We start from the raw sequence: 20,114 nt of genomic DNA, 5'->3' as shown, positions 1-20,114 counted from the left end.
CTCAAGCCGTGGCCTGGGCGCCTTCGAACCAGGCCAGCTTCTCCCGTAGCGCCACCACTTCACCGACGATCACCAGGGTCGGCGCATGAACCTCATGCTCGGCGACCAGTTGCGGCAGGTCTTGCAAGGTGCCGGTAAACACGCGCTGATTGCTCGTGGTGCCCTGCTGGACCAAGGCCGCCGGCGTCGACGGGTTCTTGCCATGGGCGATGAGCTGCTGGCAGATGGTCGGTAGCCCGACTAGCCCCATGTAGAACACCAGGGTCTGCCCAGGAGCGACCAGGTCGGTCCAGGGCAGATCGGCCGAACCATCCTTGAGATGGCCAGTGACGAAACGCACCGATTGGGCATGGTCCCTGTGCGTCAGAGGAATGCCGGCATAGGCGGCGCAGCCGCTGGCAGCAGTGATACCCGGCACCACCTGGAAGGGAATGCCTTCCGCGGCCAGCTCCTCGATCTCCTCGCCACCCCGACCGAAGATGAAGGGATCCCCACCTTTTAGCCGCAAGACCCGCTTGCCCTCCTGGGCCAGCTTGACCAGCAGCCGGTTGAGATCATCCTGGGGTACGGCGTGCTCGGCGCGCCGCTTGCCAACATAGATGCGATCGGCGTCGCGACGGCACATGTCGAGGATGGTAGGCGCCACCAGGCGATCGTAGAGCACCACGTCGGCCTGCTGCATCAGTCGCAGCGCGCGGAAGGTCAGCAGATCCGGATCGCCAGGACCGGCGCCGACCAGATAGACCTCACCCCGAAAGGTGGCGGTCTCGCTGGTGAGCTTGGCTTCCAGCAGTTGCTCGGCGGCCTGAGGCTGGCCGGAAAAGACTTTTTCCGCGACCTCGCCCTGGAATACCTCTTCCCAGAAGATCCGCCGCGCCTGCAGATCGGCGAAGCGCGTCTTGACCCGGGCACGGAAGCGCTGGGCCAGTTGCGCCAGTTGACCATAGGTGGCAGGAATCCAGCTCTCCAGCTTGGCCCGCACCAGGCGGGCCAGCACCGGGGCATCCCCACCACTGGAAATGGCGATCACCAGCGGCGAGCGATCGACGATGGCCGGGAAGATCACGGTGCACAGCCGCGGCGCATCCACCACGTTGACCGGCAGACCGAGGGCCTGGGCGTCATGGGATACCGCCTCGTTGACGCCGTCATCATCGGTGGCCGCGATCACCAGGCAGTGCCCGGCGAGCTGGTCCGCCGCATAGCGCTCGACCCGACAACTGCCGCCCCGCGCCTCGACGAAGGCGCGTACCTCCGGCTCGATCTCCGGCGCCACCAGGGTGATGCGGGCACCGGCTTCGGCCAGCAGCACGCTCTTGCGCAGGGCGATATCGCCCCCGCCGACCACCAGTACCGGACGGCCATCGAGCTTGTGGAAGAGCGGCAGGTAATCCATCAGCCGATGACCTCGAGGCCGCCCATGTAGGGCTTGAGCACCTCGGGTACGCGGATGCTGCCATCGGCCTGCTGGTAGTTCTCCAGCACGGCGACCAGGGTGCGACCCACGGCCAGGCCGGAACCATTGAGGGTGTGCACCAGTTCGGGCTTGCCCTCGGCGTTGCGGTAGCGAGCCTGCATGCGGCGGGCCTGGAAGTCGCCGCAGTTGGAGCAGGACGAAATCTCACGGTACTTGCCCTGGCTCGGCACCCAGACTTCCAGGTCGTAGGTCTTGGTGGCGCCGAAGCCCATGTCGCCGGTGCACAGCGACAGTACACGGTAGGGCAGCTCCAGGCGCTGCAGCACGGTCTCGGCGTGGCCGGTCAGTTCTTCCAGGGCCTGGAAGGAGGTGCTCGGCTCAACGATGTGGACCATCTCCACCTTGTCGAACTGGTGCTGGCGGATCATGCCGCGGGTATCGCGACCCGAGGCACCGGCTTCGCTGCGGAAGCACGGCGTGTGGGCGGTGAACTTCAGCGGCAGGCGCTTGGCGTCGAGGATCTGGCCAGCGACCAGGTTGGTCAGGGTGACCTCGGCGGTAGGGATCAGGTAGAGGTCGCTCTCGCCTTCCCGGCCGATCTTGAACAGGTCTTCCTCGAACTTGGGCAGCTGACCGGTGCCCTGCAGCGTCTCGGCCTGCACCAGGTAAGGGGTGTAGGTCTCTTCGTAGCCATGCTCGCCGGTGTGCAGGTTCAGCATGAACTGCGCCAGGGCGCGGTGCAGACGCGCGATGGGACCGCGCATGACGGCGAAGCGGGCGCCAGAGAAGCGTGCAGCGGTCTCGAAATCCAGCCAGCCGTGGGTTTCACCCAGGGCGACGTGGTCCTTGATCTCAAAATCGAAATCGCGCGGCGTACCCCAACGGCGCACTTCGACGTTCTCGTCCTCGTCCTTGCCAACCGGCACCGAGGCGTCGGGCAGATTGGGCAGGCCCAGCAACAGAGCATCCAGTTCACCCTGGACACTGTCCAGCTCGCGCTTAGCCTCTTCCAGTTCGCTGCCCATGCGATCGACCTCGGCCAGCAACGGCGCGATGTCTTCACCGCGCGCCTTGGCCTGGCCGATCCCCTTGGAGCGGGCGTTACGCTCGGCCTGCAAGGTCTCGGTGCGGGTCTGCACGGCCTTGCGACGGGCTTCCAGCGACTCCACCAGGCTGACGTCCAGGACGTAGCCACGGGTCGCCAGACGTGCGGCTACCTCCTCGGTTTGGGTGCGAACCAGTTTCGAATCAAGCATGTCCGTGTCTCTTACTTAGGAATGGGGGCAGCAGTGTGGGCGAAGCGTCAGGAACGCCGCCGGCGCTGGCGCGGGCTGGACTGGTCGAGGTCCGCCAGGTGCTGCAGTTTATCGCGGATCTTCAGCTCCAGCCCACGGGGAACCGGCTCATAGTAGCGACGCGGCTCCAGTTCCTCGGGAAAGTAGTCCTCCCCCGCGGCATAGGCTTCCGGCTCATCATGGGCGTAGCGGTATTCGCCGCCGTAGCCAAGGTTCTTCATCAGCTTGGTGGGCGCGTTGCGCAGGTGCAGCGGCACCTCGCGCGAGCCGTTCTGGCGAACATCGGCCAGGGCGGCCTTGTAGCCCAGGTAGACGGCATTGCTCTTGGGCGCGCAGGCCAGATAGACGATCGCCTGAGCGATGGCCAGTTCGCCTTCGGGACTGCCCAGGCGCTCCTGGACGTCCCAGGCATCCAGACACAGGCTCAGGGCGCGCGGATCGGCGTTGCCGATGTCCTCGCTGGCCATGCGCACTACGCGCCGGGCGATGTACAACGCATCGCAACCGCCGTCGATCATCCGGGCGAACCAGTAGAGCGCGCCATCGGGGTTGGATCCGCGCACCGACTTGTGCAGCGCGGAGATCTGGTCGTAGAAGGCCTCACCGCCCTTGTCGAAGCGGCGACGCTGGTCACCGAGCAGGCTCTGGAACAGGTCGGCGTCCAGGGCGCCGCCATCCTCGGCCAGGTCGGCAGCATTCTCCAACAGATTGAGCAGGCGCCGGCCATCGCCGTCGGCGGCGGCCAGCAGCAGCGCCAGGGCATCGTCGGGCAGGCTCAGATGGCGCTCGCCCAGCCCCTTGGCACTGGTCAGGGCGCGATGGGCCAGACCACCGAGGGCCTCGTCATCCAGACTCTTGAGCACATAGACCCGGGCCCGCGACAGCAGCGCATTGTTCAGCTCGAAGGAGGGATTCTCGGTGGTCGCCCCGATAAAGATCAGGGTGCCGTCCTCGACATAGGGCAGGAAGGCATCCTGCTGCGACTTGTTGAACCGGTGTACCTCGTCGACGAAGAGGATGGTACGCCGGCGGTACTGTGCGGCCTGCTGCTTGGCCACTTCCACCGCATGGCGGATTTCCTTGACCCCGGAAAGCACCGCCGACAGCGTTTCGAAGTGGGCATCGGAGACCTGGGCCAACAACCGCGCCAGGGTGGTCTTGCCCACCCCGGGCGGCCCCCAGAAGATCATCGAATGCAGCGCGCCCTGCTCCAGCGCCTCGCGCAGGGGCTTGCCCCGGGCCAGGAGGTGTTGCTGACCCGCGTATTCATCGAGGGTCTCGGGACGCATGCGGGCAGCCAAGGGCTGCCCGACGGGTGCGGTGCTGAAGAGATCCATAGGGATGCGATCACTCCTGGATGACGTCGGCTCCCTTGGGCACCTGGAAGGTGAACTGGGATGCGGCCACCGGTTCGTTGAGCTTGACGTTGAAGAAGAGGATGTTGGTTCTCTGACCAGCGCCGTCGATCAACTGCATGTCGTTGATCACCCCGTTGCGGAAGGACAACCGCAGGCTGTCGAACAGGGTGTCCTTGGTCTTGGGCTTGAGCACGAAGTCGACGACGTTGCCCGCGTCCTTGCTGCTGACGTCGAAGCTACTTTCGATCTTGGAGATGTCACCCGACAGCAGCAGCGCCGGCGTCTGGGTCAGGCGCAGGTCCAGCTTGCGAATGGTGACCTGCTCCAAGTCCGGATCGTACAGCCAGACCTGCTTGCCATCGGAGACCAGCAACTGCTCCTGGGGCGCATCGGAGTGCCAGCGGAACAGCCCCGGGCGCTTGAGGCTCATGTTGCCCGCCGTTTCCTGCAGCCGGGTCCCGGAGCCGTCCAGGGTCAGCTGCGAGAAACGTGCGGTCAGGGTCTGGGCCTTGTCCAGCAGTTGCGACAGGCGACCCACCGACGCCTGGTCGGCATGGGCGGAAACGCTTACGGCAGCCAGGGCTGCCAGGGCAAAGCAACGCAGCTTGTGCATCGAAGTCCTCATGGATATCAGTCTCTCACCGGAGCAGGCGCTGTGACTTCGCGCGAGCCGTTGGTGTTCATGGGCGATACGACACCGGCCATTTCCATGGTTTCGATCATCCGTGCCGCTCGGTTGTAACCGATCTTGAGCTTACGCTGGACCGCGGAGATGGAGGCACGCCGGCTCTCGGTCACGAAGCGCACGGCCTCGTCATAGAGCGGATCATCCTCGTCGCTATCGCCGCCTTCGCCGCTACCGCCCTCGCCACCCGCACCAGCGCCCTCATCCGGGCCGCTGAGGATGTCCTCGATATAGTCGGGCGCACCCCGCTGCTTCCAGGCCTCGACGACCCGATGGACCTCGTCGTCGGAGACGAAGGCGCCATGGACGCGGATCGGCAGACCGGTTCCCGGCGGCAGATAGAGCATGTCCCCGTGACCGAGCAGCTGCTCGGCGCCGCCCTGGTCGAGAATGGTCCGGGAGTCGATCTTGCTCGATACCTGGAAGGCCATCCGGGTGGGAATGTTGGCCTTGATGAGACCGGTGATGACATCCACCGACGGTCGCTGGGTGGCCAGGATCAGGTGGATACCGGCGGCGCGCGCCTTCTGCGCGATCCGCGCGATCAGCTCTTCGACCTTCTTGCCGACGATCATCATCATGTCGGCGAATTCGTCGACCACCACCACGATGGTCGGCAGCGTCTTCAGCAGCGGTGCCTCGTCGTCCATGCTCTCGCGACGATAGAGCGGATCGGTGAGCGGCGTGCCCGCTTCTTCGGCGTCCTTCACCTTGCGGTTGAAGCCGGCGAGGTTACGCACGCCCATGGCCGCCATCAGCTTGTAGCGGCGCTCCATCTCCGCCACGCTCCAGCGCAGGGCATTGGCGGCCTCCTTCATGTCGGTGACCACCGGGCAGAGCAGGTGCGGAATGCCCTCGTAGATCGACAGTTCCAGCATCTTGGGGTCGATCATGATCAGCCGCGCGTCTTCCGGGCTCGACTTGAACAGGATCGACAGCAGCATGGCGTTCACGCCCACGGATTTACCAGAACCCGTGGTACCGGCCACCAACAGGTGCGGCATCTTGGCCAGGTCGGTAATGACGGGCTTGCCACCGATGTCGTGGCCCAGGGCAAGGGTAACGGGCGACTTGAACGCCGCGTACTCGGGCGATTCGAGCACCTCGGAGAAACGCACCATCTGACGGTCTTCGTTGGGAATCTCGATACCCACGGTGGTCTTGCCAGGGATGACTTCCACCACTCGCACACTGAACACCGCGAGCGAGCGCGCCAGGTCCTTGGCCAGGTTGGAGATACGACTGACCTTGACGCCTGCGGCCGGCTGGATCTCGAAACGGGTGATCACCGGACCGGGATGCACGCTCTCCACAAGCACCTCGACGCCAAACTCCTTGAGCTTGACCTCCAGCAGGCGCGACATGTTCTCGAGGAACTCCGGCGAATAGCTCTGCTGTTTCTTCTCGGCACGATCCAGGATCGACAGCGGCGGCAGCGTGCCTTCCAGGCCCGCATCGACCCAGGTTGCGGCAGCCGGCGTCGAATGAGGGACCGGCGCCGCTGCGGGAGTGGCCTTGCGCGGCGGTGGCGTCGGCGTGGTGACGGTGGCAGCCGCAGCGACCGGGGCGGCGGCCTTGGGTGCAGGCTCAACCGGTTCGGCAACGACGCGACTGGACGCCGGCATCTCGATGCGCGGTGCAGCACGCTCCATCCGGGGCGGTGGTGCGATGTCGAGCAGATCGTCCAGGTCTTCGTCGGCGACCGGAATCGGCACCTCGCGGGCCTTGGCCTTGCGCGCGACCGGCGCTGATACCGGTTCGTCGAAGACGTCCAGCTCCGGCGCCTGGCGACGGCCACCCGCGAGACGACTGAAACCGCCCTGCACCAGATCCAGGAGATCAAGCACGACCTTGCCGGTGAAATCCATCACCTTGAACCAGGACAGGTCGGTGAATACCGTCAATCCCAGCAGGAACAGCGCCAGGAACAGCAGTGTACTGCCCTGCACATTGAGCGCAGCGACCGATAGCTGCCCGAGGCTTTCACCCAGGGCACCTCCTGCGGAAGCCGGCAGTGCCGATACCGCATGGAAATGGATGTAGGCCAGTACCGACCCCGAGATGATCAGCAGCACCAGGCCGGTCAGTCGCCAGGAGAACAGCCAGCCACTCCATTCCCAGGGCAGATGCCGCTTGCGGAAGATCTGCCAGGTCTTGACCGCGAGCAACACGGGAAACACGAAGGCGAAATAGCCAAGCGCCATGAACAGGACATCTGCCAGCCAGGCACCGGCGCGGCCGGCGGCGTTGTGGACCTGATCGATGCGACTGGTATGGGTCCAACCCGGATCAGAGGGGTCATAGCTCAGCAGAGCCATGAGCAGATACAGGCACAAGGCGGCCAGTGCGATGAGCACCACCTCCTTGAGACGATAATGCAGATGCTCACGCCATTGGTTGACGTGGCTGACAGAACTGGATTGCTTCAAGCGCGCTTTTCCCGCACACGGAACGTGTGACCGTGAATCAAAAACAGTGCGCCATTCTAGATCGCCCGGGCCCTGGTTCTACAGTCCCGAGGCGAAACATGGCACGATAGCGGACGGCAGTACCGGAACCGCCTTCAGGCACAACATTGGAGCATTCTTTCGTTGTCCTGACAAAGAGTTATGACGATTTCTTGAGCTGGTTACGCACTAGGCTCCCACCTGCAGCTTCCTGCATCAGAAGGCGCCCTCCCCTACCATGGTAAAATGGCTGACTCGCGAAAGCCCTGACTTTCCGCCCCTGCAACAGGCATTACGCGAACCCAATGGCCTGCTGGCCATCGGCGGCGACCTGAGCGCAGCGCGCCTGGTCAGTGCCTACCGCCACGGCTGTTTCCCCTGGTACCAGGATGGCCAGCCCTTGCTCTGGTGGTCGCCCGATCCGCGCACGGTACTCTTTCCTCCCGACCTGCACGTCTCTCGCAGCCTGGCGAAGACCTTGCGCAAGACCCGGCTCAGCGTGACCTACGACAAGGCCTTCACCCAGGTCATCCAGGCCTGTGCCGGACCACGGCGCGACGCCGACGGCACCTGGATCACCACCGAGATGCAGCAGGCCTATGGCGAGCTCCACGCCCAAGGCTGGGCCCACTCGGTAGAGGTCTGGGACGGCGACCAGCTGGTGGGCGGACTCTATGGCATCGCCATGGGCAAGCTGTTCTTTGGCGAATCCATGTTCAGCCACGCGGACAATGCCTCCAAGATCGGCTTCGTGACCCTGGTGCGCGACCTGGCAGCCTGGGGCTTCGTGATGATCGACTGCCAGATGCAGACGGCACATCTGCAGAGCCTTGGCGCCAGCAGCCTTCCTCGGGAACGCTTTGCCGATTACCTGGCCAAATACCTGGATCAGGCCAGTATGGCCGCCTGGCCTACCTCATGCGGGTGACTTACACTCAGGCTAGGCTTATGTAGAGGTTCGACATGACCGAGCTGGCGAGACTCAAGTTCTACGCAACCCAGCCTCACGCTTGCAGTTACCTGCCCAACGAGCAGGCGACCACGTTGTTTCTCGACCCCTCGCAGCCCATGAACGGCCAGATCTACGCGGAACTGTCCGAGCTGGGTTTTCGGCGCAGTGGCGATCACCTTTACCGCCCTCACTGCCAGCTGTGCAAAGCCTGCGTTCCCGCCCGCATTCCCGTGATCCGCTTCCGCCCCAGCCGCAAACAGAACCGCGTCCTCAAGCGTAACCTCGACATCAAGGTCACCCGCTGCGACCCGGGCTTCACCGAAGAACGCTATCAGCTGTACGCCCGCTACATCAGCGAGCGCCATGCCGATGGCGATATGTTCCCACCAAGCCGGGGGCAGTTCTCCACCTTCCTGGTCAGCCACCTGCCTTACGCCTTCTTCTACGAGATGCGCGTAGAGGATCGCCTGGTCGGTGTCGCCGTTACCGACGTGCTGCCCAATGGCATGTCGGCGGTCTATACCTTCTACGACCCCAACGAAGAGAAGCGCAGCCTGGGTGTCTTCGGTATCCTGTGGCAGATCGCCGAATCCCGCCGACTGGGCTTGGATGCGGTTTATCTCGGCTATTGGATCAAAGGGTGTCGCAAGATGTCCTATAAGACCGAGTATCGCCCCATAGAGCTCTTCGTCAATCAACGCTGGGTAGCCCTGGCCTGACGAAATAGCGCTTTTTCTGAATTTCTGTCAGAATATGGGCCTTTTTCGCCCGGACTGCTCTGGGCCTATTCTTGTCACCGAGGGCTTTTCTATATATGTCGAAAGAAGACAGCTTCGAAATGGAAGGTACTGTCGTCGACACCCTGCCCAACACCATGTTTCGCGTGGAGTTGGAAAATGGGCACGTCGTCACCGCGCACATCTCCGGAAAGATGCGTAAGAACTACATCCGCATCCTGACGGGCGACAAGGTTCGCGTGGAGCTGACGCCTTACGATCTGAGCAAGGGCCGGATCACCTACCGCGCGCGTTAAGCGGATCCTTTCATGAAAAAGCCCGGCAATGCCGGGCTTTTTCATGGGCGCTAATAAAACCGCGACCTGCCCTCAGGCAGGTTCGGCCGTGGTTTCGAACTCGAACTCCAGTTCGTCGTTCACCGCATCGATGTGGACGATACCGCCATGGTCCGCCAGGTCCCCGAACAGGATCTGCTCGGCCAGCGGCCGCTTGATCTTGTCCTGGATGAGTCGCGCCATGGGACGAGCGCCCATCTGCACGTCATAGCCACGCTCCGCCAGCCAGCCACGGGCCGCATCGCTGACTTCCAGCTGGACACGCTTGTCTTCGAGTTGCGCCTGGAGTTCGGTGAGGAACTTGTCGACGATGCTCTTGATGACTTCGGTGCTCAGGCGACCGAACTGGATGATGGTGTCCAGGCGGTTGCGGAATTCCGGCGTGAAGCTCTTCTTGATGACTTCCATGGCATCGGACGTGTGGTCCTGCAGGGTGAAGCCGATGGAGGCACGCGAGGCGGTTTCGGCACCAGCGTTGGTGGTCAGGATCAGGATCACGTTGCGGAAGTCGGCTTTGCGGCCATTGTTATCCGTCAGAGTGCCATGGTCCATGACCTGCAACAGCAGGTTGAATACCTCGGGATGCGCCTTTTCGATTTCGTCGAGCAGCAGCACGCAGTGTGGTGTCTTGGTGATCGCCTCGGTCAGCAACCCACCCTGGTCGAAGCCGACGTAGCCGGGAGGCGCGCCGATCAGACGGGACACCGTGTGGCGCTCCATGTACTCGGACATGTCGAAGCGCACCAGCTCCACACCCATGGCCTTGGCCAGTTGCCGCGCCGCCTCGGTCTTGCCCACGCCGGTGGGACCGGCGAAGAGGAAGGAACCAACGGGCTTGTCCGGCGATTTCAGACCCGCACGGGAGAGCTTGATAGCCGTGGACAGGGATTCGATGGCCAGATCCTGACCGAAGACGGTCAGCTTGAGGTCCCGCTCCAGGTTGCGCAGCAGTTCCTTGTCGGAGCTATTGACGGTCTTGGGCGGAATCCGCGCGATCTTGGCGACGATGTCTTCAACCTGCTGAACATCGATGCGCGCGGCGCGACGCTCTTCGGGCTGCAGACGCTGGTAGGCACCCGCCTCGTCGATGACGTCGATGGCCTTGTCGGGCATGTGCCTGTCGTTGATGTAGCGGGCGGCGAGCTCCGCCGCGGCACGCAGCGCTTCATCGGTGTACTCGATGTGGTGGTGCTGCTCGAAGCGCCCTTTGAGGCCCCGCAGGATGCCATAGGTGTCATCCACCGAGGGCTCGACCACGTCGACCTTCTGGAAACGTCGGGCCAGCGCCCGATCCTTCTCGAAGATGCCGCGGAATTCCTGGAAGGTAGTCGAGCCTATGCAGCGGATCTCACCGGAGGACAGCAGCGGCTTGAGCAGATTGGAGGCATCCATCACCCCGCCTGAAGCAGCGCCGGCACCAATGATGGTATGGATCTCATCGATGAAGAGCACGGCATGAGGCCGCTTCTTCAATTCGGCCAGCAGCGCCTTGAATCTCTTCTCGAAATCGCCGCGGTACTTGGTACCAGCCAGCAATGCGCCAAGATCCAGGGAATAGACCACGCTATCAGCCAGCAGATCAGGCACCTGACCATCGACGATGCGCTTGGCCAGGCCCTCGGCGATAGCCGTCTTGCCAACGCCTGCCTCCCCCACCAGCAGCGGGTTGTTCTTGCGGCGCCGGGCCAGGATCTGGGCGACGCGCTCCACTTCGTGCTCACGCCCGACCAGCGGATCGATGCGACCCTGACGGGCCTGCTCGTTGAGATTGCTGGCATAGGCTTCGAGCGGATTGTTGGAGGAACTGGGCTCGGCGCCCTCTTCCTCGGCGGCGTCTTGATCCTGCTCGGCTTCGGGCGCGGCACCAGGCACCTTGGAGATGCCGTGGGCGATGAAATTGACGACATCGATCCGGGCCACGCTCTGTTGCTTGAGTAGGAAGACCGCCTGGCTTTCCTGCTCGCTGAAAATGGCGACCAGCACATTGGCGCCGGTTACTTCGCGCTTACCCGAACTCTGCACGTGGAAGACCGCGCGCTGCAGGACACGCTGGAAGCCCAGCGTCGGCTGCGTCTCGCGCTCATCATCCTGCTGAGGAATGAGTGGTGTGGTGGAATCTATGAATTCCAACAGATCGCGGCGCAGGCGATCGATGTTGGCGCCGCAGGCTCTCAACACGGTGGCGGCCGCTTCATTGTCCAGCAGCGCCAGCAGGAGGTGCTCAACGGTCATGAATTCATGACGCTTCGTCCTCGCCTCCTTGAAGGCGAGATTCAGGGTGACTTCGAGCTCACGATTCAACATAGCTTCACCTCATAGCCCAAGCAGCACAGTAGCCCAAGCAGCACAAATCTAACTTTCGATTTCGATTTCACACAATAGCGGGTGGTTGCACTCCCTCGCATATTGATTGACTTGCATGGCCTTGGTTTCAGCGACATCGCGAGTAAATGTTCCGCAGACTGCCTTTCCCTGGGTATGCACGGTAAGCATCACCTGGGTAGCGGCTTCGCGGTTCATGCTGAAATAGCTCTCCAGCACCTCTACGACGAACTCCATGGGGGTGTAGTCATCGTTATACATCAGAACACGATATCTGGCTGGCCGTTTTAGCGCAGGTTTTGCCTCCTGCACTGCCAGGCCACCGTTGTCGCCGTCCTGATGTTCGTTGTCGTCCGCCGCCAGTCGGATGGGGTCGATTGCACGCATTCTGATCGATTCCGAATTTCGGGATGAATAGCAGGAAAAAAGAGCTTGATCCACGTCTCAGCCACCCGTTGCCTTGCCTTGACTAAGGCTGAAAGGGTGTTACAAACATCCTGTACCCGACGAGGTACCAAGGGTTCCGTAGTAGTGGCGCCTGTGTGGATTCACTGGAACTGTAGTCGAATGATACTCCAGGCTTGGAGTCCTTTGCAGAGGGAGCCGGTATGCTCAGTGGCAAGGTCAAATGGTTCAATAACGCCAAAGGATATGGCTTCATCGTTGCAGAAAACAGTGATGAAGACCTATTCGCTCATTACTCGGCCATTCAGATGGACGGTTACCGCACACTCAAAGCGGGCCAGGCGGTCAATTTCAATATCGTTCAGGGCCCCAAGGGTCTGCATGCCGTGGAGATCCGTGCGGCTGAAGTGAGCGCGACCGCTGCCGCGCCTGCCACCAACACCCACGATGTACGGGATACGGTCAGTACGGAAGCCTGATCTCACGCCCCTTCGGGGGCGCCATCTCCCGACCCGCTTCGCCTGCCTTCGCCATGCCCCAGATCGCGCTCCGGAAACAGCAGGTCCCTGACCCGGTTCTTCAGCGTTCTAGCATCGGGAAAACCGCCGTCCTTCTTTCGCTCCCAGAGCACCTCTCCGCCACAGGCGATCTCGAACACCCCACCGGTACCCGGTAGCAGCGTCACTCCACCCAGGTCGGTCCCAAATGTACTGAGCAGCTCCTGAGCCAGCCAGCCCGAGCGCAGTAGCCATTGGCACTGGGTGCAGTAGTGAATGGTGATGAAAGGTTTGGCATCAGCCACGGTACACCTCGCAAGGCCTGGGCTCCTTATAATACGCAGCCCTCGATCCTGTCCGCCATGTGGTCCGACCTATGCGCCCGTTGCTGCTGGTAGCCTGTCTTCTCCTGTCCGCCCTGGCCTGGGGCGCGCCACCGCCTACCGTCGGCCTGGTGCTGTCCGGCGGCGCCGCGCGAGGACTTGCCCATATCGGCGTGCTGAAGGCACTGGAAGAGCAAGGTATCCAGGTCGATGCCATTGCCGGTACCAGCATGGGCGCGGTGATCGGCGGGCTCTATGCCGCCGGCTACAGTGCCGAAGAGCTGGAGCGCATCGCCTTGGACATGGACTGGGGCCAGGTGCTGTCCGACCAGCCGCCACGCAAGGATGTCCCCTTTCGCCGCAAGCAGGATGACCGGGACTTCCTGGTCAAGCAGAAGCTCAGCTTTCGCGATGACGGCACCCTGGGCCTCCCGATCGGCGTGATCCAGGGCCAGAACCTGGGGATGATGCTGGAAAAGCTGTTCGTGCATACCAGCGATACCCGGGACTTCAACCAGCTGGCCATTCCCTTCCGGGCAGTGGCGACGGACATCACCACCGGCGAGAAGGTGGTCTTCGATCATGGCCATCTGCCCCGCGCCATTCGCGCCAGCATGTCGATTCCGGCGGTGTTCGCCCCCGTGGAAATCGACGGGCGACTGCTGGTGGATGGCGGCATGGTCGACAACATTCCCATCGACGTTGCCCGGAACATGGGGGCGCAACGCGTCATAGTGGTCGATATCGGCACCCCTCTGCTCAAGCGCAAGGACCTGACCACGGTGCTCGACGTGCTCAACCAGTCCACCACCCTGATGACCCGCAACAACTCCCAGGCGCAGCTGGCAACGCTGGGCAAGCAGGACCTGCTCATCCAGCCGCCGCTGGCCAGCTATACCAGCGCCGACTTCAGCGAGGTCAAGGCACTGATCGATGCGGGCTATCGGGCTACCATGGCCATGGCCGGCGAACTGGCGGTATTGCGCAGGAATGCGCCGAGCGAGCCGTCCTCGGCGGTGGCTGCCGCCCGGTCGCCCAGCAGCCGGACCCCGGTCATCGATGCCATCCGCATCGAGAACGACTCCAAGGTAGAAGACGAGGTCATCCGTCACTACATCCGTCAGCGGCTGGGGGAGCCGCTCAATGTCGAACGCCTCCAGGACGACATGAGCACGCTCTACGGCCTGGACTACTTCGACCAGGTGGAATACCGCATCCGTCGGGACGGGCCCGGCGACAATGTGCTGATGATCTATGCCCGCGGCAAGCGCAGCGGCACGGACTTCCTGCGGCTGGGCCTGAACCTGTCGGACGACCTGCGGGGCGACAGCGCCTTCAATTTCGGCGCCAGCTATCGCATCAACGGCCTCAACCGCCTGGGCGGCGAATGGCTGACGCGGGCCCAGATCGGCGATCACCAGGAGCTCTACAGCGAGTTCTACCAACCTCTGGATGTCGGTTCACGTTACTTCATCGCGCCCTACGTCGGTGGCGAGGCACGCAATATCGAACAGCTGGAGCGCAATCACCCCATCGCAGAGTACCGTCGCGAACGCTATGGCTTCGGCCTGAACCTGGGCCGGCAGATCGGCAACAAGGCCGAGGTGCGGCTGGGCATCGGCCACGACTGGGGTAGTACCAAGGTGCATGTCGGACCGCGTGACACCCCGGAGGAATCCTTCACCGAAAGCTTCTATGAGCTGCGCTATTCGCTGGACGATCTGGACGACGTGAACTTCCCGCGTGAGGGCCAGGACCTGGCGTTGACACTCAAGCAATTCGATCCCAGCCTGGGTTCCGACTCCCGCTACCGGCAGCTGGACCTGCACCTGAACAAGGCGCTCAGCTATGGCTACAACACCTTCGTGATCGGCGGCGGCCTGGGTCGCACCCTGTCGACCGACAGCGATACCAATGTGGTGACCAGCAGTTTCCTGCTGGGCGGCGCCTGGCAGCTCTCGGGCTATCGCCAGGACGCCTTGTCTGGCCAGAACTACGGCCTGGCGCGGCTGATCTACTACCACCAGCTCACCCAGCGTTCACTATTCCCGCTGGACACCCCGGTCTACCTAGGCGGCAGCCTGGAACAGGGGCGCATCTGGAATCGAGACGACGACTATGACAGCGGCAACATCAGCGCCGCCAGCCTGTTCCTGGGCCTGGACACGCCACTGGGACCGCTCAAGTTCACCTATGGCCTGAGCGACCAGGGCGAGCATGCGTTCTACATCAACCTGGGCAACAGCTTCTGATCAGGCGATACGGGAGAGCAGCATTTCCGCCCGCTCGCGCTGGCTGTCACTGCCCTCGCTGACGATCTCCTGCAGCAGCGAGGTGGCATGCTGAAGGTCGCCTTGGTCGAGACACGCCTCGGCCTCGGCGAAGCGTCGGGCGATGTCGTCGGTCATGAAGTGCTCGTCGAGACTCATGTCCAGCTCCAAGACCGCCGGCAACTCGCCCAGCCCCTCAGGAAAGTCGTCTTCCAGGGTGATCTCCAGGGCATCGGCCTGCTTCCAGCCGGAATCTGCGTCCAGCTCTTCGGTCAGGGCGATGGCCTCATCGAGGCTCAGATCAGCGAGATCCAGATCGTAGTGTTCTTCGGTCACCGGCGCTGGCGCAGCCGGCTCGGCGAATTGCAGCTCCGCCGACCACTCGCTGGCCGGCGCATCGAACGCCGGCAGATCGAGATCCAGATCATCTTCGGGTAGATCATCTGGCGCATTGGCCGAAATGCCCGGAAACTGTGCGTGCAAGACGACAAGACTGGCCGCCGCCCCGCCCAGGGCCAGAAAGCGCTGTTCGTGCTGGCTGAACGCCTGGGCCTCACCCAGGGTGGCCAGCACCCTGAGCAGCAGCAGACGTAGATCCTGGCGACGATCGTCTTCGGCGAGACCGCTCTCCAGCACCTCTCGCGCCTGACCATAGCGACCATAGGCGATGTAGATTTCCGCTCGACCGGCATGATCGTCGACCGGTGCCGGACTGGCCGCGGCAGGAGTCTTGGCGTGGACGGGCACCGGCTGGGTAGCCGCCAGCACCGGCTCGGGCAAGGGCTCGGCCGGCTCCACGTCCAGCTCCTCGTCTTCGCTGAAGACCGCTGCCTGCTCCGCCTGGCGACGACGCCACCAGAGCACACCAGCCAGGGCCAGGATGGCCGCAGCACCGGCCAGCAGGAGCAAGCGCGGCGACAGCAGGCCTTCGTCGGCCTCGCCTGAGACAGGACTGCTGGCAACAGCAGCCGCCGGAGGAGGAGCCGTTTCCGTTACTGGCGTCGCCGACACCTGTGTCGGAGCAGGCGTTGGCGTGGCCAGGGCTACCGACCGCGCCTGATTCAGTTGCTGCTGCAAGCCATCCCGGTCTTGCTGAAGCTGGGTGATCTGGGCTTCCTTCTGCGCCAGCAGCGTATCGTAACGTTCCTGCAACTGGGTGAGCTGCCCCTCCAGATCGCCGACCTGCCGCCCGAGATCCTGGGTCACCAGCAAGGGCTTGGCGTCTTCCGGGATGCTTCCAGCTGGCTGAGACGGGGTCGCTGGCGGTGCTGCAGAATCGGCTGCGGGTGCTGGCGTGGAAACCGGCGCTGTGGCAGCCCCCGGCGCGGCTGGCGCAGGTGCGGGCGCAGGCGTAACGGGCGCGACAGGGACCGGGCTGGCTGCGGGCTGTGGTGCAGCCTTGGCCACCACCGGCTGCCGCGGCGCGGGCTCATTGACACCCGCCGGCAGACGCAGTCGCTGGCCGGCTTTCAGCCTTCCAGGATCGTTGTTGGCGAAGGACGCCGGATTGAGCGCGAACAGATCCGCCATCAGTTGCTCCGCCGACCGATTGGCCAACGGACCAAGACGCTTGGAGATGCTCCAGAGGGTGTCCTTGGGCCGCGTCTGGTAGATGCCGTCACCGGCGGCCAGGCCTGGCGAGGGTGCGAGCTCGGGCTGCCGAGGCGCGGACTCACGAGCCGCCGGGCTAGCGGTCGAAGTACCGGCGCGAGCAGGGGCAACCGGGGCGGGCATCGGGGCGGTACTGGCAACACTGGTAGGCGCACCACTGCTGCGAGGCGGATCCACCAGCAGGGTGAACTCACGCAGCTGCTTGCCGTCTGGTTGTTCCAGCTGGACGATGAAGCCGAGATAGGGCTCGACCAGGGAGCGGCGGGAGGTGACCTCGATGTAGCTGCCCGCGGCCGTGCGCAGGTGCGGGGTGAACACCAGATCGTTCAAGAACTGGGTACGGTCGACCCCCGCCTGGGCGAACGCTTCGTTCGTGGCCAGGTGGATGCGGAAGTCCCCGGCCTCGGCAGCACCGATGTTGACCAGCTCGATTCGCGCCCGCAGGGGCTCGTTGAGAGAAGACTGGAGCGTGATACCACCCAGGCCGAGGGCAAGCGCCGCTTGAGGAAGAGTGGTCAGCGTGGCGGCCGACAGAAGGAATAAGGCAAGGGGACGGCGTTTCGCGACCATGGATACCGCTGCGTCAGGTATTCGAAGAAACCGGTGTTTTAGCGTGGTGGCTCACAAAAATCGCCTCCGCTACGCTGGAACGTAGCATCGATACCGACAGACGGCAAACCGATGGTCGTCAGCGTAGAAAAGGCGACGGTGGGTGAGTTAGGCCGCCAGCGGCGGTGCCAGACGTCTCGGCCCGGACTTGCGCCGGCATCTGGCCCCGGCCTCGGGGCTGGTCAAGCCGCCAGACGGCATTCAACCGCGTTCGAGATTGGCAAGGACGCGCTGGTGCACCTGCTGACAGATGGCGATCTCCGCGTCATCCAAGCCGCTGAGCAGCTCCTTGCGCAGGGCCTCGGCGATGGTCTCGATCTTCTCGATCAGCGGACCGGCTTCCTGGGTCAGCATGATGCGCTTGGCGCGGCGATCTTCGGTGACCGCCAGACGCTTCACCAGCCCCTGCTTCTCCAGACCGTCCAACAGCCGGGCCAGGGTCGGCCCCTCGATACTGATGCTCTGCGCCAGCTCGCGCTGGGTAGGCTGGACGCCTTTCATCCGGGCGAGGTTCAGCAACACCTGCCAACGGGCCTGGGAGAGCCCCAGATGACTCAGGCGACGGTCGAGCTCGGCGCGCCAGGCACGAGAGACATGAAAGATCTGGCGGCCGAACAGATGTGGATCGGTAGGGGTCATTCAGGCTAAACCTTGTACTTGGATTTTCTCATTATTCTGGTTGAAGGCACGGCGGGGCAACCGCCGTGCCTCGCTAGTCGGCCAATTCCGCCTGCAGGGCAGCCCGCACGCAGTACAGCGCACCGCTCGCCACCCGCCCCTCGAAGCGCGCGGCGATCTGGGCTACCGGCGGCAATTCGCCCTCGTCTTCGAGGAAGGCGTCCTGAATCTCCGCCAAGAGGTCCTCGGGCAAGTCCAAGGCCTGTTCCAGCGCGATCTGCTGCTGGGCGATGGCTTCGGCCAACAGGGCATAGATATTCTTTTCCGAGCAACTCAGCTGCCGCGCGGCCTGTTCTGGCGTCATGCCGGCACGCACCAGGGTCAAGACCTCATGGCGCACGTCGGCGACCGGGGCCGGGGCGGCGCTGCCATCGGTCAAGGCATCGAGGAAGGCCTGACCATAGCGCTCCAGCTTGCGCGCGCCCACGCCACTGACACGGCTCATCTCGTCCAGCGAGCGCGGCTGGCTGCGCAACATCTCCAGCAGGGTGGCATCGGGAAAGATCACGTACGGGGGCACCGAGTGCTCTTCGGCCAGCTTGCGCCTCAGGGTGCGCAGGACTTCCCACAGCTCGCGCTCATCGGCACGTACCAGCTGGCTGGCGGCACTGGCCGACCCGCTGGTACCCGTACCTCGCCCCCGTTGAGGCTTGGGATCTCGGCGCAATTCGATGCGCACCTCGCCGCGCAGCAGGGGTCGGCAGCTTTCGGTCAGCCGCAGACCACCGTAGCCATCGACGTCAACCTCGGCCAGACCGCGGGCGACCAGCTGGCGGAACAGGGTGCGCCACTCATCTTCGCCGCGGGCCTTGCCCAGGCCGAACACGGCCAGGCGCTGGTGGCCGAGGCTGGTGATCTTTTCGGTCTCGCGACCGAGCAGGATGTCGACCAGGTGCCCTACCCCATAGCGCTGACCGCTACGGTAGATGGCCGACAGCGCCTGGCGCGCCGGTTCGGTGGCGTCCCAGGTCTCGACGGTGTCGATGCAGTTGTCGCAATGGCCGCAGGGCTGGGGCAGGTGCTCGTCGAAATAGGCCAGCAGCACCTGGCGGCGGCAGCGGGTTTCCTCGCACAGCGCCAGCATGGCTTCGAGCTTGTGCCGTTCGATGCGCTTGTGGCGTTCGTCGCCTTCAGAGCTTTGCATCATCTGCCGCAGCAGCAGCACGTCCTGCAGCCCATAGGCCATCCAGGCATCGGCCGGCAGGCCATCACGACCGGCGCGACCGGTTTCCTGGTAGTAGGCTTCGAGGCTCTTGGGCAGGTCGAGGTGGGCGACGAAGCGCACGTTGGGTTTGTCGATGCCCATGCCGAAGGCGATGGTGGCGACCATGATCAGCCCTTCCTCATTGAGGAAACGCTTCTGGTTGGCGGCGCGGACGTCGCTGGGCAGGCCGGCGTGATAGGGCAAGGCAGGAAACCCCTGGCCACTGAGCTGTTCGGCCACCTCCTCCACCTTCTTGCGCGACATGCAGTAGACGATGCCGGCATCGCCACGGCGCTCGGCGAGAAAGGCCAGCAGCTGCTTGCGCGGCGCTTCCTTGGGCACGATGCGATAGAAGATGTTGGGACGATCGAAGCTGGAGAGAAAGCGCTCGGCCTCCTCCAGGTGCAGGCGGCTGGCCATCTCTTCGCGGGTGCGGGAATCCGCCGTAGCGGTGAGCGCCAGGCGCGGCACGCCGGGAAAGTGCTCGGCCAACTGACCGAGCTGCATGTATTCCGGGCGGAAGTCATGACCCCATTGGGACACGCAGTGGGCTTCATCGATGGCGAACAGGGCGATGGGCAAGCGCTTGAGGAAGTCCAGCATGCGCGGCTGCACCAGCCGTTCCGGTGCGAGATAGAGCAGCTTGATTTCGCCGCGCTCCAGCCGCGCGGCGACGGAACGCTGCTGTTCGCCGGTCATGGTGGAGTTGAGGGCGGTGGCCGCCACGCCAAGCTCTTCAAGGGTGGCGACTTGGTCGTCCATCAGCGCGATCAGCGGCGAAACCACTACGGCCACGCCGGGGCGCATCAGGGCGGGCACCTGGTAGCACAGAGATTTACCGCCGCCCGTGGGCATCAGCACCAGCGCATCGCCACCGCTGGCCACACGCTCGATGATCCGGGCCTGGTTGCCACGGAACGCGTCGTAGCCAAAGACGTCTTTAAGGATGCGCAGCGCGGGTTCTGACAT

General features: G+C 63.7%; 16 protein-coding genes. 5 read left to right on the top strand and 11 right to left on the bottom strand.

All coding sequences use genetic code 11. The features are described 5' to 3' along the window. Window position 1 precedes the first annotated feature (1 nt). The 5 genes from cysG to APT59_RS09700 are packed head-to-tail and all read right to left on the bottom strand — an operon-like array spanning window position 2 to window position 7,184. Window positions 2-1,396 carry a siroheme synthase CysG gene (gene cysG, locus APT59_RS09720; protein WP_059314658.1) on the bottom strand — a complete coding sequence of 465 codons (1,395 nt, stop codon included), beginning with the start codon at window positions 1,394-1,396 and terminating at the stop codon, window positions 2-4. Continuing rightward, window positions 1,396-2,673 (bottom strand): serine--tRNA ligase, encoded by a 1,278-nt coding sequence (gene serS / locus APT59_RS09715; protein ID WP_059314657.1) that lies wholly within the window; start codon window positions 2,671-2,673, stop codon window positions 1,396-1,398. The genes cysG and serS overlap by 1 nt, the downstream gene beginning before the upstream one ends. 47 nt (window positions 2,674-2,720) lie before the next feature. After that, window positions 2,721-4,049, bottom strand: a complete 1,329-nt coding sequence (locus tag APT59_RS09710; protein ID WP_059314656.1) for a replication-associated recombination protein A — start codon at window positions 4,047-4,049, stop codon at window positions 2,721-2,723. Window positions 4,050-4,059: 10 nt separating this feature from the next. Beyond that, on the bottom strand, window positions 4,060-4,683 hold the full coding sequence (lolA, locus tag APT59_RS09705) for an outer membrane lipoprotein chaperone LolA (RefSeq protein ID WP_059314655.1): 624 nt from the start codon (window positions 4,681-4,683) through the stop codon (window positions 4,060-4,062). Window positions 4,684-4,700: 17 nt separating this feature from the next. Then, complete coding sequence (locus APT59_RS09700; protein WP_059314654.1) at window positions 4,701-7,184, bottom strand: DNA translocase FtsK; 2,484 nt, start codon at window positions 7,182-7,184, stop codon at window positions 4,701-4,703. A 256-nt stretch (window positions 7,185-7,440) separates the two neighbouring features. On the opposite strand from APT59_RS09700, the gene aat reads away from it, so the two are divergent. From aat to infA, 3 genes are all read left to right on the top strand, one after another. Further along, entirely contained in the window at window positions 7,441-8,130 is a 690-nt protein-coding gene (gene aat, locus APT59_RS09695) for a leucyl/phenylalanyl-tRNA--protein transferase (protein ID WP_059314653.1), read from the top strand. Window positions 8,131-8,165: 35 nt separating this feature from the next. Beyond that, the gene (locus APT59_RS09690; RefSeq protein ID WP_059314652.1) at window positions 8,166-8,873 is read left to right on the top strand and encodes an arginyltransferase; all 708 of its coding nucleotides are present in this window, start codon (window positions 8,166-8,168) and stop codon (window positions 8,871-8,873) included. A gap of 95 nt (window positions 8,874-8,968) precedes the next feature. Continuing rightward, a complete protein-coding gene (infA, locus tag APT59_RS09685; protein ID WP_002553999.1) occupies window positions 8,969-9,187 on the top strand; it encodes a translation initiation factor IF-1 in 219 nt (72 codons plus the stop codon). Window positions 9,188-9,259: 72 nt separating this feature from the next. On the opposite strand, the gene clpA is transcribed toward infA, so the two are convergent. Next, window positions 9,260-11,530, bottom strand: a complete 2,271-nt coding sequence (gene clpA / locus APT59_RS09680; RefSeq protein ID WP_059314651.1) for an ATP-dependent Clp protease ATP-binding subunit ClpA — start codon at window positions 11,528-11,530, stop codon at window positions 9,260-9,262. A gap of 48 nt (window positions 11,531-11,578) precedes the next feature. Continuing rightward, window positions 11,579-11,935: an ATP-dependent Clp protease adapter ClpS gene (gene clpS / locus APT59_RS09675; RefSeq protein WP_059314650.1), complete on the bottom strand. Its 357-nt coding sequence runs from the start codon at window positions 11,933-11,935 to the stop codon at window positions 11,579-11,581. A 221-nt stretch (window positions 11,936-12,156) separates the two neighbouring features. Here clpS and cspD point away from each other — a divergent pair, with 221 nt between their 5' ends. Next, complete coding sequence (gene cspD / locus APT59_RS09670) at window positions 12,157-12,432, top strand: cold shock domain-containing protein CspD (protein WP_059314649.1); 276 nt, start codon at window positions 12,157-12,159, stop codon at window positions 12,430-12,432. 2 nt (window positions 12,433-12,434) lie between these two features. On the opposite strand, the gene APT59_RS09665 is transcribed toward cspD, so the two are convergent. Beyond that, window positions 12,435-12,755: a SelT/SelW/SelH family protein gene (locus APT59_RS09665; protein WP_059314648.1), complete on the bottom strand. Its 321-nt coding sequence runs from the start codon at window positions 12,753-12,755 to the stop codon at window positions 12,435-12,437. Between the two features lie 71 nt (window positions 12,756-12,826). Here APT59_RS09665 and APT59_RS09660 point away from each other — a divergent pair, with 71 nt between their 5' ends. Continuing rightward, window positions 12,827-15,025, top strand: coding sequence for a patatin-like phospholipase family protein (locus tag APT59_RS09660; RefSeq protein WP_059314647.1), 2,199 nt, complete (start codon window positions 12,827-12,829; stop codon window positions 15,023-15,025). On the opposite strand, the gene APT59_RS09655 is transcribed toward APT59_RS09660, so the two are convergent. The 3 genes from APT59_RS09655 to recQ form a co-directional block, all read right to left on the bottom strand. After that, window positions 15,026-17,224, bottom strand: a complete 2,199-nt coding sequence (locus APT59_RS09655) for a FimV/HubP family polar landmark protein (RefSeq protein ID WP_059314646.1) — start codon at window positions 17,222-17,224, stop codon at window positions 15,026-15,028. A 240-nt stretch (window positions 17,225-17,464) separates the two neighbouring features. Then, complete coding sequence (locus tag APT59_RS09650) at window positions 17,465-17,902, bottom strand: MarR family transcriptional regulator (protein WP_059314645.1); 438 nt, start codon at window positions 17,900-17,902, stop codon at window positions 17,465-17,467. 73 nt (window positions 17,903-17,975) lie between these two features. Continuing rightward, complete coding sequence (gene recQ / locus APT59_RS09645) at window positions 17,976-20,114, bottom strand: DNA helicase RecQ (RefSeq protein ID WP_059314644.1); 2,139 nt, start codon at window positions 20,112-20,114, stop codon at window positions 17,976-17,978.

The sequence above is a fragment of the Pseudomonas oryzihabitans genome (assembly GCF_001518815.1).
GTDB classification, from domain to species: Bacteria; Pseudomonadota; Gammaproteobacteria; order Pseudomonadales; family Pseudomonadaceae; genus Chryseomonas; species Chryseomonas oryzihabitans_E.
The sequence above is the reverse complement of the archived record's forward strand: the minus strand, read 5'-3'. Positions and strand labels throughout refer to the sequence as shown.